Raw genomic sequence first — 15413 nt, 5'->3', positions numbered from 1 at the left:
CAAGTTATTAACTTTTAAATCAATGCTTAATTTGCACACAATCCGCATCAGTGTTAAAAATTTGTTCGCTAGCGAAAACTACAATTATAAACTGAGTACTCGGTACTCAGCATCTCATAACGACATCTTACTTACCCCCTCCCTCTCGGAGGGTTTTTTTTGCCTAAATTTCAATAAATTAAAAAGCCACCTTGCGGTGGCTTTAAGAACGAGCAGTTATGACTGGCAAACTTTTTTCATTAACCCTTTTACATGTCCTTTAGACAAATATGTCGGGCAAAGAGCTTCTCTTACGGTTTGCGACTCAATAATGTAATTTTCAAAGTTTGTTAGTGCGGTGTTAGCACACCTTTGTGTAGCAACCTCTTTCGCCAAAGCGAAGTTGGTATTATTTGGTCTATCCAAGGTGTAGAGCAACGCATTTGCGACGTTTTCATCCGCACAGTAGTTCTCAGCTTGCTGCACTGCTGCTGCAAAAAAAGGAACCGACAGTGACTTCGAGACATTCTGGAAAACTTTGGTTCCTTCTTCGTAACTCACCTCAGCGCTTGGTGCCAAGGTACTAAGAAGCTGACCATAATTTTCCACACATCCCTCTATCGCATATTGAATACATGGTTGTGCTGCAGGCACCAGCTCTTTCGAGAACTGCTGAGTAAAACTCTTAGATTGAGAGAGAAATGGGTAAGATAGGATTAACTGCTGACCCAGACCAATCGCATCATCTTTTGCTCCAGATGCGACATAGTGTTCAAACCCTCCCAACGCCGCATTTTGAACTAGGCTTTCCCACTCGCTATTACGTTGAGATGGACGAATATCTTCCGCATGCGCTAATAGCTCGTTCCAATTTTTAGAGCTGTTCAATGCCTTTAAGTCGTCCATGGTGTAACGAGCTTCTTCACCGACCACGGCAAAGCTGACGGACACCATGAATAACGACAATAACGTTTTCTTCATCGTTTTAGTTCCATGCCTGCTTAAGGTACTTCAACGTTGAAGAGTCGTAAGCCGCATTTGGATTCAGAGCAACTTTGAGTACGCTACCACCTTCATCTAACGCGAAACCTGCTTTTTTCGCATTCACTGAATCTTGACCTACGAATTGGATTTTTTGAACTTTTTGAAACTCTTCTTTATACAAAGCTGCGTGCTCAGTTGTCGTGCACAACTTCACCATATCATCATAGATGTAGTTAATAAGGCCACCTAACCAACCGGTGGTTTTTACTTTATCAAGTCGAGCTTCAGAAAAATCATAATTATCCCACTGAGCCCAATCGATAGTGGTTTCTAGTACTTCATTACCACAAGCCTGCTGCACCTTGGTTACATTTTCTGTCATGGTATTTTCTGTCAACATGCGCTTCGCTTTTACTTCGATACTTGCATTTGCCGACATGCTTACCATTGTGCACGATACTAATCCTAGCCATAACGCTGATTTCAACTTCATTCGGTATACTCCATTATTTATAAACCCATCAATACAGAACGTCATACCAAGCTAGTCTAGCAACAGTGATGTCTCAAAAATGATTAATTTTTAACCTTTACTTCCTTTACGATCAGCATCTCAGTCTGAAAGAATATCACTAACGGTCTGCTCAATTAGCGCTCTTGCAATAGTGCCTGTTGGTGCCACTGGTGGCATCTCTTTCACACCGAACCATTGCGCATCGGATAACTCCGTATAATCCGGATTGAGCTCACCAGAATCATAATCGGCGAGGAACGCCATCATCATACTGGATGGAAAGGCCCAAGGCTGACTGCCAAAATAACGAATGTTTTTCACGTGAATGCCCGTCTCTTCATGCACTTCGCGCACGACACAGTCTTCTAAGGTTTCTCCCGCCTCTAAAAAGCCCGCAATCACGGTGTACATGCCATTTCGATGCCTTGGGTGTTGCGCTAGTAAAATCTGATTTTCTTTACGCACAGCAACGATGATGCATGGGAAAATGCGCGGGTAGTGCAAAGTACGACACTCTCCGCATTGCATGGCAAATTGATTATTATTAAGAAAGTTGCGCCCACCACATTGCGGACAAAAGCGTAAGCTTTGGGTCATGTGCCCATATTGGATAGCCTTGCTCAACAGCATAAATAGCGGTTCAGGGAAATGTAGACAGTCGCGCAATGAAACGAGTGGGAGATCTTGCTCCAAATCTGCAAAATTAATCCACATCACTGGCGAACCAAGATAGTCACCAATTTGCCTCGCATTCTCTTCTGGCAGTGAGAACTGCTCCGCACTACCAAAAGGCACAGCACCATCCACCAGCCAAATTTCACTTCCTGCAACAACACACCAATGTGCATTTGCCACACGGTTAACATCACCTTTTCTTAACATTACACCATCCCTTTGCTTGAAGTTCGTTCATTTTACTGGCAATCTAATTTCATACTAGAGTTTGTTCTTAACGATATTTGCAACTATAAATTCTAGTAAGGACAAGAGTTTGTAATAACTTTACTAACTTTGCTTTGCAAAGGATACGTTCGCCAGACGGCGATCAGATCATGAGGGCATGGTCATGCTAAAAAAATTCAAACAAACACAAGACCAGTGGGGTGGCTCAAGTGATGTCATTGATCACTGGTTAGAGACGAGACAATCCTTAATTGTCGAATATTGTAAGCTTGCAGCACTGCAACCTTGTTCGAAATCCAACGTTCTAGAACTTCCTTCTCCCTCCGAGCTACAAAACTTCTGCCAACACCTAGTCGATTATATTTCCGAAGGCCACTTCAAAATCTACGATATGGTGATGGATAAGTGGAAAGCCACTGGCTTTGTCGCAACAAACGAAATCAACCAAACTTACGGCAAAATCGTGCTAACCACGGAACCGTTGTTAAACTTCACCGATAAGTATTCAGACGTGACAGAAGATGATGAGTTAGAGGATTTCGACTCTGATATGTCTTTGATCGGAGAGATCATTGAAACGCGCTTTGAAGTAGAAGACCATTTGATCCAGCTTATCGCGGATAGCCTTGCGATGCCTCCTGGTGCATAAATGATAATAGAAAGGAGTGAAAGGGTTGATGACTATATATCAGCCCTTTTTTGTACCTCACAACCGAGTGAAGTGAATAGATACAAAAAAGGCACCCGAAGGTGCCTTTTCTTTTAAGCTCTTAACGATTACTCGTCAGAAGAGAAGCCAGCGTTTAGAAGTGCTGCTAGGTTATCTGTTGCTTGTTCAGCAGATGGACCTTCTTGCGCTTCAGCACGTTTAGCTTGACGCTCTTGGTGGTATGCGAAACCAGTACCAGCTGGGATCAGACGACCAACAATTACGTTCTCTTTCAGACCACGTAGGTCATCACGCTTACCAGAAACCGCAGCTTCTGTTAGTACGCGAGTTGTCTCCTGGAACGATGCCGCAGAGATGAACGACTCAGTTGCTAGAGACGCTTTAGTGATACCTAGAAGTTCACGTTCAAAACGTGCAGGCTCTTTGCCTTCAGCTTCTAGATTACGGTTAGCAATCTTAACTTGTGAGTATTCAACTTGCTCGCCAGGTAGGAACTCAGAGTCACCAGCGTGAGTAATTGTACACTTACGTAGCATTTGACGAACGATAGTCTCGATGTGCTTATCGTTAATCTTAACGCCTTGTAGACGGTAAACTTCTTGTACTTCGTTAGCGATGTACTGAGTTACTGCGTGTACGCCACGTAGACGTAGAATGTCATGTGGAGACTCTGGACCATCAGCGATTACATCACCACGTTCAACGCGCTCACCTTCGAACACGTTAAGCTGACGATGCTTAGGAATCATCTCTTCGTAAACTTCACCGCTATCACGCGTGATAACTAGACGACGCTTACCTTTGGTCTCTTTACCGAAGCTAACTGTACCTGTGTGTTCAGCAAGAATCGCAGGCTCTTTAGGCTTACGAGCTTCGAACAAGTCAGCAACGCGTGGAAGACCACCGGTGATATCTTTGTTACCGCCAGATTTCTGAGGAATACGTGCTAGCGTATCACCCACACCTACTTCTGCGCCGTCTTCAATGTTCACGATCGCTTTACCAGGTAGGAAGTAGTGAGCTGGCATTTCAGTACCAGGGATCATTACGTCGTTACCTTGCTCGTCAACAAGTTTGATAGCTGGACGCATATCTTTACCTGCTGCTGGACGAGCTGCTGCGTCCGTTACTTCGCTTGAAGATAGACCAGTTAGGTCATCTGTTTGACGAGAAACTGTTACGCCATCAATCATATCTACGAACTGGATACGACCAGCTACTTCAGTGATGATTGGCAGTGTGTGCGCTTCCCAGTTCGCTACTGTTTCACCAGCTTCAACTGCGTCGTTGTCGCCCTTGCTTAGTAGCGAGCCGTATGGCAGTTTGTGTTTCTCTTTCGTACGGCCGAACTCATCGATGATGGTTAGTTCAGATGCACGAGAAGTGATAACTAGCTTGCCATCTTTGTTTGTTACGAACTTAGCGTTGTGAAGCTTAACAGAACCGTTGTTCTTCGCTTGGATGCTGTTCTCTGCTGCTGCTGTCGATGCCGCACCACCGATGTGGAACGTACGCATCGTAAGCTGTGTACCCGGTTCACCGATAGACTGAGCAGCGATAACACCTACTGCCTCACCTTGGTTTACTAGGTGACCACGTGCTAGGTCACGACCGTAACACTGTGCACAACAACCGAAGTCAGAATCACACGTTACTACAGAGCGCACTTTCATGCTGTCTACTGAGTTCTCTTCCATGATTTGACACCACTTCTCATCGATCAGGGTGTTACGTGGAATAAGAACATCTTCAGTACCAGGTTTTAGAACGTCTTCAGCAACTACACGACCTAGAGCTAGCTCAGACAGTGCAACTTTAACATCACCACCCTCGATGTGAGGCATCATGTCAACACCCTCGTGAGTGCCACAGTCATGTTCAGTTACAACAACGTCTTGAGCAACGTCTACTAGACGACGAGTTAGGTAACCCGAGTTCGCTGTTTTCAGTGCCGTATCCGCAAGACCCTTACGAGCACCGTGCGTTGAGATAAAGTACTGAAGTACGTTTAGACCTTCTTTAAAGTTCGCTGTGATCGGCGTTTCGATGATTGAACCATCTGGACGCGCCATCAGACCACGCATACCGGCAAGCTGACGAATCTGTGCTGCAGAACCACGAGCGCCCGAGTCCGCCATCATGTAGATGCTGTTGAATGACTCTTGCTGTTCCTCTTCACCTTCACGGTTAACTACCGTTTCAGATGAAAGGTTTTCCATCATTGCTTTCGCAACGCGGTCGTTGGTCGATGCCCAGATATCGATCACTTTGTTGTAGCGTTCGCCTGCAGTAACAAGACCTGATTGGTACTGTTCCTGGATTTCACGTACTTCTTCTTCCGCTTCTGCGATTTCAGTGTACTTAGCTGGCGGTACAACCATATCGTCGATACCAACAGATACACCAGAAAGTGCCGCGTAAGCGAAACCTGTGTACATGATTTGGTCAGCGAAGATTACAGTGTCTTTCAGACCTAGCTTACGGTACGCCTCGTTTAGTAGGTTAGAGATTTGCTTCTTACCTAGTTTTTGGTTAACGATGCTGTACGGTAGACCAGCTGGCACGATTTGCCATAGCATTGCACGACCAACAGTGGTATCTACCATCTTGGTCTCAGTTGTGCTGTTGCCGTCTTCGTCTACAACTGTCTCTGTAATACGTACTTTAACGCGCGCGTGAAGCTCAGCTTGTTTAGTGCGGTATGCTTTCTCAGCCTCTGCTGGGCCAGAAAGGTACATGCCTTCACCTTTCACGTTGATCTTTTCACGAGTCATGTAGTAAAGACCCAATACAACGTCCTGAGAAGGTACGATGATCGGATCACCTGACGCTGGCGACAGAATGTTGTTTGTCGACATCATCAGAGTACGAGCTTCAAGCTGTGCCTCTAGAGTTAGAGGTACGTGAACCGCCATTTGGTCACCATCGAAGTCCGCGTTGTACGCCGCACAAACAAGTGGGTGTAGCTGGATCGCTTTACCTTCGATTAGTACTGGTTCGAACGCCTGGATACCTAGACGGTGAAGTGTAGGTGCACGGTTCAATAGTACTGGGTGTTCGCGGATTACTTCGTCTAGGATATCCCAAACAACCGCTTCTTCACGCTCTACCATTTTCTTCGCAGCTTTGATTGTAGTCGCAAGACCACGAGTCTCTAGCTTGCTGTAGATAAATGGTTTGAATAGCTCAAGTGCCATCTTCTTAGGAAGACCACACTGGTGCAGACGAAGGTATGGACCTACTGTGATTACAGAACGGCCAGAGTAGTCTACACGTTTACCTAGAAGGTTCTGACGGAAACGACCTTGTTTACCCTTGATCATATCAGCAAGAGATTTCAGAGGACGCTTGTTAGAACCTGTGATCGCACGACCACGACGACCGTTATCTAGTAGCGCATCAACAGACTCTTGCAGCATACGTTTTTCGTTACGTACGATGATGTCCGGAGCCGCTAGCTCTAGAAGACGCTTCAAACGGTTGTTACGGTTGATCACACGACGGTATAGGTCGTTCAGATCAGAAGTCGCAAAGCGACCGCCATCTAGTGGTACTAGAGGACGTAGATCTGGCGGAAGTACTGGAAGTACAGTCAGGATCATCCACTCTGGGTTGTTACCCGATGCGATGAACGCTTCTACCAGTTTAAGACGCTTAGTGACTTTCTTACGCTTAGTTTCTGAGTTTGTAGTCTCAAGCTCTTCGCGCATTTGTTCAGCTTCAGCGTGCATATCCATAGAACCTAGTAGGTCCTTGATAGCTTCTGCACCCATCTTAGCTGTGAACTCGTCACCCCACTCTTCTAGACGGTCTAGATACTCTTCTTCAGTTAGCATCTGACCTTTTTCTAGATCAGTCATACCCGGTTCAGTTACTACGTACATTTCGAAGTAAAGAACACGTTCGATATCACGTAGAGGGATATCCATTAGTAGACCGATACGAGACGGTAGCGATTTTAGGAACCAGATGTGAGCTACTGGTGAAGCAAGCTCGATGTGGCCCATACGGTCACGACGAACTTTAGTTTGTGTAACTTCTACACCACACTTCTCACAGATAACGCCACGGTGCTTCAGGCGCTTGTATTTGCCACAAAGACATTCGTAGTCTTTAACTGGGCCAAAGATACGCGCACAGAACAAACCATCGCGTTCAGGTTTGAACGTACGATAGTTGATCGTTTCAGGTTTTTTAACTTCACCGAAAGACCATGAACGGATCATGTCTGGTGAAGATAGACCGATTTTGATTGCATCAAATTCTTCGGTCTTATGCTGTGCTTTTAGAAAGTTTAATAAGTCTTTCACAATCAGCTCCTGTAAGGAGTTAAAAGGAGCTCACCCGCAAAAGTGAGCACCTTTCTACCGATAATCCCGTGGGGATTACTCTTCGTCTTCTAGCTCGATGTTGATACCTAGCGAGCGGATCTCTTTCAACAATACGTTGAACGATTCAGGCATGCCAGGTTCCATGCTGTGGTTACCGTCTACGATGTTTTTGTACATCTTAGTACGGCCGTTAACGTCATCTGACTTAACGGTTAGCATTTCTTGTAGAGTGTAAGCCGCACCGTATGCTTCTAGTGCCCATACTTCCATCTCACCGAAACGCTGACCACCGAACTGAGCTTTACCACCTAGTGGTTGCTGAGTTACTAGGCTGTACGAACCAGTTGAACGTGCGTGCATCTTGTCATCAACAAGGTGGTTCAGTTTCAGCATGTACATGTAACCAACAGTTACAGGACGCTCAAACGCATCACCTGTGCGACCATCAAACAGCGTTAGCTGACCAGATGTTGGCAGGTCTGCTAGCTCAAGAAGTGCTTTGATTGATGCTTCTGGAGCACCATCAAATACAGGTGTCGCGATTGGTAGACCGCCACGCAAGTTCTTGATCAGAGTACGTACTTCATCATCAGATAGAGAAGCAATGTCTACTTTCTGGCGAGTGTCGCCTAGATCGTAAACTTTTTGTAGGAACTCGCGGAATTTCGCTAGTTCTTGCTGCTCTTTAACCATCTGGTTGATCTTGTCACCGATACCTTTCGCTGCCAGACCTAAGTGAACTTCCAGGATCTGACCGATGTTCATACGCGAAGGTACACCCAGTGGGTTAAGTACGATGTCTACAGGCTGACCTTTCTCATCGTATGGCATGTCTTCAACAGGGTTGATCTTAGAGATTACACCCTTGTTACCGTGACGACCCGCCATCTTATCACCCGGCTGAATGCGACGTTTAACCGCTAGGTAAACCTTAACGATCTTCAGTACGCCAGGTGCTAGATCATCACCTTGAGTGATCTTGCGACGCTTAGTTTCGAACTTCTTATCGAAGTCAGCTTTTAGCTCATCCCACTGCTCAGCAAGTTGCTCAAGCTGAGTTTGTAGTGCGTCATCTTCTAGCGTTAGTTCTAGCCACTTCTTACGATCAGTCGCGTCTAGTTTCGCTTCAGAGTAACCGCCTTCAATCAATACAGCTTTAACACGGTTTAGAAGGCCACCCTCAAGAATCTGGAATTCTTCAGTTAGGTCTTTCTTCGCTTCTTTAAGCTGCATCTGTTCGATTTCAAGCGCACGCTTGTCTTTCTCTACGCCATCGCGAGTGAAGACTTGAACGTCGATGATCGTACCTGATACAGAGTTCGGTACACGTAGTGAAGTATCTTTAACATCCGATGCTTTTTCACCGAAGATAGCACGTAGTAGCTTCTCTTCAGGAGTTAGCTGAGTTTCACCTTTAGGTGTTACTTTACCAACTAGGATGTCACCACCCTTAACTTCAGCACCAATGTAAACGATACCTGACTCGTCTAGTTTAGACAGAGCAGATTCACCTACGTTTGGAATATCCGCTGTGATCTCTTCAGAGCCCAGCTTAGTGTCACGCGCCACACAAGTCAGTTCTTGAATGTGGATTGTCGTGAAGCGGTCTTCTTGAACTACGCGCTCAGATACTAAGATCGAGTCTTCGAAGTTGTAACCATTCCAAGGCATGAACGCGATACGCATGTTTTGGCCAAGCGCTAGCTCACCAAGGTCTGTTGAAGGACCATCAGCAAGAACGTCACCGCGTGCTACAGGTTCACCTGGCATCACACATGGGCGCTGGTTAATACATGTGTTCTGGTTAGAACGTGTGTATTTAGTCAGGTTGTAGATGTCGATACCAGCTTCACCTGGTACTAGCTCTTCTTCGTTCACTTTAACAACGATACGAGAAGCATCTACTGACTGAATTACACCACCACGTTTCGCAACTGCAGTTACACCTGAGTCAACGGCTACGTTACGTTCGATACCAGTACCAACAAGCGGTTTGTCAGCTTTCAGTGTTGGAACTGCCTGACGTTGCATGTTCGCACCCATCAATGCACGGTTCGCATCATCGTGTTCTAGGAACGGGATAAGCGATGCAGCGATAGATACAACCTGGTTTGTCGCAACGTCCATGTACTGAGCGTGCTCACGAGGGTGTAGACCAGATTCACCTTTCTGACGAGCTGTGATCAGCTCATCTGCAAAAGTACCATCTTCGTTTAGCTTAGCGTTCGCCTGAGCGATAACGAATTGGCCTTCTTCGATTGCAGATAGGTAATCTACTTCGTCTGTTACAACACCATCTACAACGCGACGGTATGGCGTCTCAAGGAAACCGTACTCGTTACAACGCGCAAACGCAGATAGAGAGTTGATCAGACCGATGTTTGGACCTTCCGGCGTTTCGATAGGACATAGACGGCCGTAGTGAGTTACGTGTACGTCTCGAACTTCGAAGCCAGCACGTTCACGAGTTAGACCGCCAGGACCCAATGCAGAAATACGACGCTTGTGCGTTACTTCTGATAACGGGTTGTTTTGGTCCATGAACTGTGAAAGCTGTGAAGAGCCAAAGAATTCTTTAACTGCCGCAGAAATTGGTTTCGCGTTGATCAAGTCTTGAGGCATAACAGCGTCAAGGTCGCCTAGGCTTAGACGTTCTTTAACCGCTCGCTCAACACGAACTAGACCTACACGGAACTGGTTCTCAGCCATTTCGCCGACAGAACGGATACGACGGTTGCCTAGGTGGTCGATATCGTCCACTTCGCCTTTGCCGTTACGGATCGCGATAAGCTTCTTCATCACTTCGATGATATCTGTTTCATCAAGTGTGCCTTGCTCTTGAGCATCTTCACGACCGATAGAGCTGTTAAACTTCATACGACCAACAGTCGATAGATCGTAACGCTCTTCAGAGAAGAATAGGCTTTCGAATAGTGCTTCTGCAGCTTCTTTTGTTGGTGGCTCACCAGGGCGCATCATGCGGTAGATTTCTACCAATGCAGAAATACGATCAACTGTGCTGTCGATGCGTAGTGTTTCTGACATGAATGGACCGTGGTCTAGATCGTTCGTAAACAGAACTTCTAGTGCTTTATGGCCAGCCTGAGATAGATTCGCTAGTGCTTCCAGGCTGATTTCCTGGTTAGCATTAACAATGATCTCGCCTGTTGCTTCGTTGATGTAATCTTTCGATGCAACTTTACCAACGATGTACTCTACTGGTACTTCGATGTGATCAACGCCATCTTTCTCTAGTTGGCGGATATGACGAGCTGTTACGCGACGACCTTGCTCTACGTAAACTTTACCATTCGATTCGATGTCAAATGACGCAGTTTCACCACGTAGACGATCTGGAACCAACTCCATCAGTAGAGTTTGGTCTTTCACTTCGAAGTTCACTTTCTCGAAGAAGATATCTAGGATTTCTTCAGTCGATTTACCTAGTGCACGAAGGATGATCGATGCTGGTAGCTTACGACGACGGTCGATACGAACGTACAAGTTATCCTTAGGATCAAACTCGAAATCAAGCCATGAACCACGGTAAGGAATAACGCGCGCGTTGTATAAAACTTTACCTGAAGAGTGGGTCTTACCCTTATCGCTGTCGAAGAACACGCCTGGGCTTCGGTGCAGCTGGGATACGATAACCCTCTCGGTACCGTTAATTACGAAGGTACCATTGTCTGTCATGAGTGGAATTTCACCCATGTAGACTTCTTGTTCTTTAATGTCTTTTACAGTACCTGCTGGCGCGTCTTTATCAAAGATAACTAGGCGTAGTTTTACACGTAGTGGCTTTGAGTAAGTTACACCGCGGATTTGACATTCTTTAACGTCAAAAACTGGCTCACCAAGACGGTAGCTAACGTATTGCAGCTCAGAATTGCCGTTGTAGCTCTGAATCGGGAATACAGAACGGAAAGCAGCTTCAAGACCGTATTGACCTTCAGGATCCTGTTCGATAAATTTGTCGAACGAATCGAGCTGGATCGATAGCAGGTATGGAATGTCCAAAACTTGTGGACGAGTACCAAAGTCCTTACGGATGCGCTTTTTCTCGGTATAAGAGTAAACCATGGGGTTCCTCAGCTCGCTGATAAGTGACCCAAACTGTCCGCCCACTCCTAGTTACTTAAGGGGGGTAAGGGACAGTGACTAATATAGCTGTTTACTGTAGTGACATTTCATTTCGAAAGAATGAAATGTTTTTTGCATGGATATCAGGCGCTTAAACAGCGGGAAAATTCGCCTATACCCTACAGCGCAAAAAGGCCGGTGGTTAAAAAACCACCAGCCAATTAGCCGTTAGGCTAAGAAACTATGCAATAATTACTTAACAGCAACAGTTGCACCAGCTTCTTCTAGCTGAGCTTTAAGAGCGTCAGCTTCTGCTTTGTCAACACCTTCTTTAAGAGGTGCTGGAGCGCCGTCTACAAGAGCTTTAGCTTCTTTAAGACCTAGGCCAGTTGCGCCACGTACTGCTTTGATTACAGCAACTTTGTTACCGCCAGCAGATTCTAGGATTACGTCGAATTCAGTTTGCTCTTCAACAGCTGCACCAGCAGCAGCGCCGCCAGCTACAACAGCAGCAGCAGCAGAAACACCGAATTTCTCTTCCATTGCTTCGATTAGTTCAACAACTTGCATTACAGACATTTCTGCAACTGCGTCTAGGATTTGCTCGTTAGTAATAGACATAACAATTCTCTTTTAAGTCAACAATAAGTTTATTAAGCAACCAGTAAAAAGCAAGGCTTATTAAGCAGCTTCTTTTTGATCGCGGATAGCAGCGATTGTACGAACCAGCTTGCCAGCAGAAGCTTCTTTCATGCACATCATTAGGCGTGCGATTGCTTCGTCGTAAGTTGGTAGTGTCGCTAGTACTTCAGCGTCAGTTAGCGCGCCTTCAAATGCAGCAGCTTTGATCTCGAAGTCTTTGTTCTCTTTAGCGAAGTCTTTGAAAAGACGCGCTGCAGCACCTGGGTGCTCGTTAGAGAACGCGATTAGAGTAGGACCAGTGAAAGTGTCAGTTAGACACTCGTAATCTGTACCCTGAACCGCACGACGTGCTAGAGTGTTACGCACGACTTTCATGTAAACGCCAGCTTCACGAGCTTGTTTACGTAGAGAAGTCATTGCGCCAACTTCAACGCCACGAGAATCAGCTACAACTGCAGAAAGTGCACCACTGGCAGCTTCGTTGACTTCAGCAACAATTGCTTTTTTGTCTTGAAGGTTTAAAGCCATCTTGGATTTACTCCTGGTTGTCGTTACACCACTCACTATCATCACGACAGTGAGAGCTATTGAGGTGCATTCCCAGAAGAAAGTTAACTATTTACATAGAGCTTTCTGTCAGTTCGGGCACCATCTACGTAGGATAATTAAGTCAACGGTTAGGCAGACACCTACGGTCTTGGACGGAGACTGGGTCTTAATTCATTTCGAACTAGGAGACAGTTCAAAGAACCAAAGTTCAGCCCCAACCACAAATATTAGGCGCAAAATTATACACAAATTTTGCGCCTAAGCAAATAAATTATGCTTGAGTGTTCAGGCTAGCCTGATCAACAGCAACACCAGCACCCATAGTAGTAGAGATGCTTACTTTCTTCAGGAAAGTACCTTTCGCTGAAGATGGTTTAGCTTTCTTCAGAGCAACTAGAAGTGCTTCTAGGTTCTCTTTGATCTGCTCAGCAGAGAAGTTTGCTTTACCGATAGTAGTGTGGATGATGCCGTTTTTGTCGTTACGGTAACGAACCTGACCAGCTTTAGCGTTTTTAACTGCTTCAGCAACGTTAGGAGTTACAGTACCAACTTTAGGGTTTGGCATAAGACCGCGAGGACCTAGGATAGTACCTAGCTGACCTACAACGCGCATTGCATCTGGAGAAGCAACAACTACGTCAAAGTTCATTTCGCCTTTCTTAACTTGCTCAGCAAGATCTTCCATACCAACGATGTCTGCGCCAGCTTCTTTAGCTGCTTCAGCGTTTGCACCTTGAGTGAACACTGCTACGCGGATGTCGCGGCCAGTACCGTGAGGTAGTACAGTAGCACCACGTACGTTCTGGTCAGATTTACGAGCATCAATGCCTAGGTTAACAGCAACGTCTACAGACTCAACGAATTTAGCAGTAGCTAGTTCTTGAAGAAGAGCAACAGCTTCGTTGATTTCGTATTCTTTAGTTACGTCAACTTTTTCGCGGATTACGCGCATGCGCTTAGTTAGTTTTGCCATCTTATTAACCCTCTACCACTAGGCCCATTGAACGAGCAGTACCAGCGATAGAACGCTTCATCGCTTCGATGTCAGCACCAGTCATATCTGCAGCTTTAGTTTCTGCGATTTCTTGGATTTGAGCGTCAGTTACAGTGCCCACTTTTTCAGTGTTTGGACGGCCTGAACCAGACTTAACGCCAGCAGCTTTCTTAAGAAGAACAGCAGCAGGTGGAGTCTTAGTTACGAACGTGAAAGAACGGTCGCTGTATACTGTGATAACTACTGGAGTTGGTAGACCCTTCTCTAGAGATTCTGTTTTCGCGTTGAACGCTTTACAGAATTCCATGATGTTAACACCGTGTTGACCTAGAGCAGGACCAACTGGTGGACTTGGGTTCGCAGCGCCAGCAGCAACTTGTAGCTTGATGTAAGCTTCAACTTTCTTAGCCATGATAATTCCTAAGTTTGGGTACAAACGCTAATCACAGATCAGCTCCCCGTTTGTGTAAGAAACTTTTTACTTCACAAGAAGTAAAAAGGCGCGAAATTATAGTCATAATTCGCGCCTTATACAACCCTAAAAAGGTGATTTTTTATACTCTTTAAATCAGAGTATTAGTCCAGTTTTTCAACCTGACCAAATTCAAGCTCAACTGGTGTTGCACGACCAAAGATCGACACAGACACTTTCAGGCGGCTCTTCTCGTAATCTACTTCTTCAACGGTACCGTTGAAATCAGCAAATGGACCTTCATTAACACGAACCACTTCACCCGCTTCGTACATAGTACGTGGACGAGGAGCTTCACTCGCTTTCTCAAGACGGTTAAGAATAGCGTCAGCTTCTTTATCAGTGATAGGTGCTGGACGGTCTGAGGTACCACCAATGAAGCCCATGACACGCGGCACACTACGTACTAGGTGCCATGATTCATCGTTCATAATCATCTGAACAAGGACGTAACCTGGGAAGAACTTACGCTCAGATTTGCGACGTTGACCCGCGCGCATTTCCACTACTTCTTCAGTAGGAACTAGTACTTCACCGAATAGCTCTTCCATGCCGTGCATTTTGATATGCTCGCGCAGAGATTGAGCTACACGACCTTCAAATCCAGAGAAGGCTTGAACCACATACCAGCGTTTTTTTGGAGCTTCACTCATGAATTAAAACCCTCTATACCCCAGTTGCTAGAGCTACTAGACGAACCATAATTCCGTCAATACCCCATAGCACTAGAGCCATTACAATACTTACAGCTAAAACAATCAGTGTTGTTTGCATGGTTTCTTGGCGAGTAGGCCAAACAACTTTACGTACTTCCATACGCGATTCTTTTGCAAAACTGATCGCTGCTTTACCTTTAGTCGTTGTTGCTGCAACGCCAAGGGCAGCTGCAATTAGAACAACAACGCCTGCAGCGCGAACCACTACAGACATTTCACCATACAGGTAATTACCCACAACAGCGGCAGCTGCCAATACGAAAGCGGCAACCCACTTAAACGTATCTGCTGCATTTGAGCTATCAGGAGTTTCAGCATTATTTGCTTTCATAAAACCAACCTGTTACAAGTCTTAATATAGACGACAACAACCCCGCTGTTGCAGGGCAAACTCCATATCGCTGAAAAACAGCGAACTCTTCTTAAGATTAAGCCTCTTTGCCTAATCTTACTCTGCACCCAACCCACTTCTGAACAAGAAAACAGCAAAAATAATGTTGAGCGCAGAAAAAGGGCATCAAATGATGCCCTTTTTGCTACTGGTTCGTCAAATCTAATTCAAGATTTTCCGAAAGC

At 45.7% G+C, this 15413-nt stretch carries 12 protein-coding genes; 1 reads left to right on the top strand and 11 read right to left on the bottom strand.

All coding sequences use genetic code 11. The annotated features are described in order from the left end of the window. Positions 1–216: 216 nt before the first annotated feature. From ACF8CV_RS13860 to nudC, 3 genes are all read right to left on the bottom strand, one after another. Positions 217–960 (bottom strand): hypothetical protein, encoded by a 744-nt coding sequence (locus tag ACF8CV_RS13860; RefSeq protein WP_138938607.1) that lies wholly within the window; start codon positions 958–960, stop codon positions 217–219. A gap of 4 nt (positions 961–964) precedes the next feature. Continuing rightward, positions 965–1456, bottom strand: a complete 492-nt coding sequence (locus ACF8CV_RS13855; RefSeq protein WP_025629266.1) for a hypothetical protein — start codon at positions 1454–1456, stop codon at positions 965–967. 120 nt (positions 1457–1576) lie between these two features. After that, positions 1577–2359: an NAD(+) diphosphatase gene (nudC, locus tag ACF8CV_RS13850; protein WP_025629265.1), complete on the bottom strand. Its 783-nt coding sequence runs from the start codon at positions 2357–2359 to the stop codon at positions 1577–1579. Positions 2360–2537: 178 nt separating this feature from the next. Between nudC and ACF8CV_RS13845 the strand changes: the two genes are divergently transcribed. Next, positions 2538–3029: an Rsd/AlgQ family anti-sigma factor gene (locus ACF8CV_RS13845; RefSeq protein WP_005497574.1), complete on the top strand. Its 492-nt coding sequence runs from the start codon at positions 2538–2540 to the stop codon at positions 3027–3029. A 128-nt stretch (positions 3030–3157) separates the two neighbouring features. Here the strand turns inward: ACF8CV_RS13845 and rpoC are convergent, their stop codons facing one another. From rpoC to secE, 8 genes are all read right to left on the bottom strand, one after another. Next, entirely contained in the window at positions 3158–7360 is a 4203-nt protein-coding gene (rpoC, locus tag ACF8CV_RS13840) for a DNA-directed RNA polymerase subunit beta' (RefSeq protein ID WP_005456484.1), read from the bottom strand. Positions 7361–7435: 75 nt separating this feature from the next. Beyond that, on the bottom strand, positions 7436–11464 hold the full coding sequence (gene rpoB / locus ACF8CV_RS13835; RefSeq protein ID WP_005456486.1) for a DNA-directed RNA polymerase subunit beta: 4029 nt from the start codon (positions 11462–11464) through the stop codon (positions 7436–7438). Between the two features lie 252 nt (positions 11465–11716). Next, on the bottom strand, positions 11717–12085 hold the full coding sequence (gene rplL, locus ACF8CV_RS13830) for a 50S ribosomal protein L7/L12 (protein WP_005466152.1): 369 nt from the start codon (positions 12083–12085) through the stop codon (positions 11717–11719). A gap of 60 nt (positions 12086–12145) precedes the next feature. After that, on the bottom strand, positions 12146–12634 hold the full coding sequence (gene rplJ, locus ACF8CV_RS13825) for a 50S ribosomal protein L10 (RefSeq protein WP_005481772.1): 489 nt from the start codon (positions 12632–12634) through the stop codon (positions 12146–12148). Between the two features lie 292 nt (positions 12635–12926). Next, positions 12927–13628: a 50S ribosomal protein L1 gene (gene rplA, locus ACF8CV_RS13820; RefSeq protein WP_005489780.1), complete on the bottom strand. Its 702-nt coding sequence runs from the start codon at positions 13626–13628 to the stop codon at positions 12927–12929. A gap of 4 nt (positions 13629–13632) precedes the next feature. After that, positions 13633–14061, bottom strand: a complete 429-nt coding sequence (gene rplK / locus ACF8CV_RS13815; protein ID WP_005489784.1) for a 50S ribosomal protein L11 — start codon at positions 14059–14061, stop codon at positions 13633–13635. A gap of 164 nt (positions 14062–14225) precedes the next feature. Next, complete coding sequence (gene nusG / locus ACF8CV_RS13810) at positions 14226–14774, bottom strand: transcription termination/antitermination protein NusG (protein ID WP_005384681.1); 549 nt, start codon at positions 14772–14774, stop codon at positions 14226–14228. A gap of 13 nt (positions 14775–14787) precedes the next feature. Further along, entirely contained in the window at positions 14788–15168 is a 381-nt protein-coding gene (gene secE / locus ACF8CV_RS13805) for a preprotein translocase subunit SecE (protein ID WP_005384680.1), read from the bottom strand. Positions 15169–15413: the final 245 nt, after the last annotated feature.

This window comes from Vibrio sp. zbq_1 (genome assembly GCF_043102935.1).
Lineage (GTDB): Bacteria > Pseudomonadota > Gammaproteobacteria > Enterobacterales > Vibrionaceae > Vibrio > Vibrio parahaemolyticus.
The sequence above is the reverse complement of the archived record's forward strand: the minus strand, read 5'-3'. Positions and strand labels throughout refer to the sequence as shown.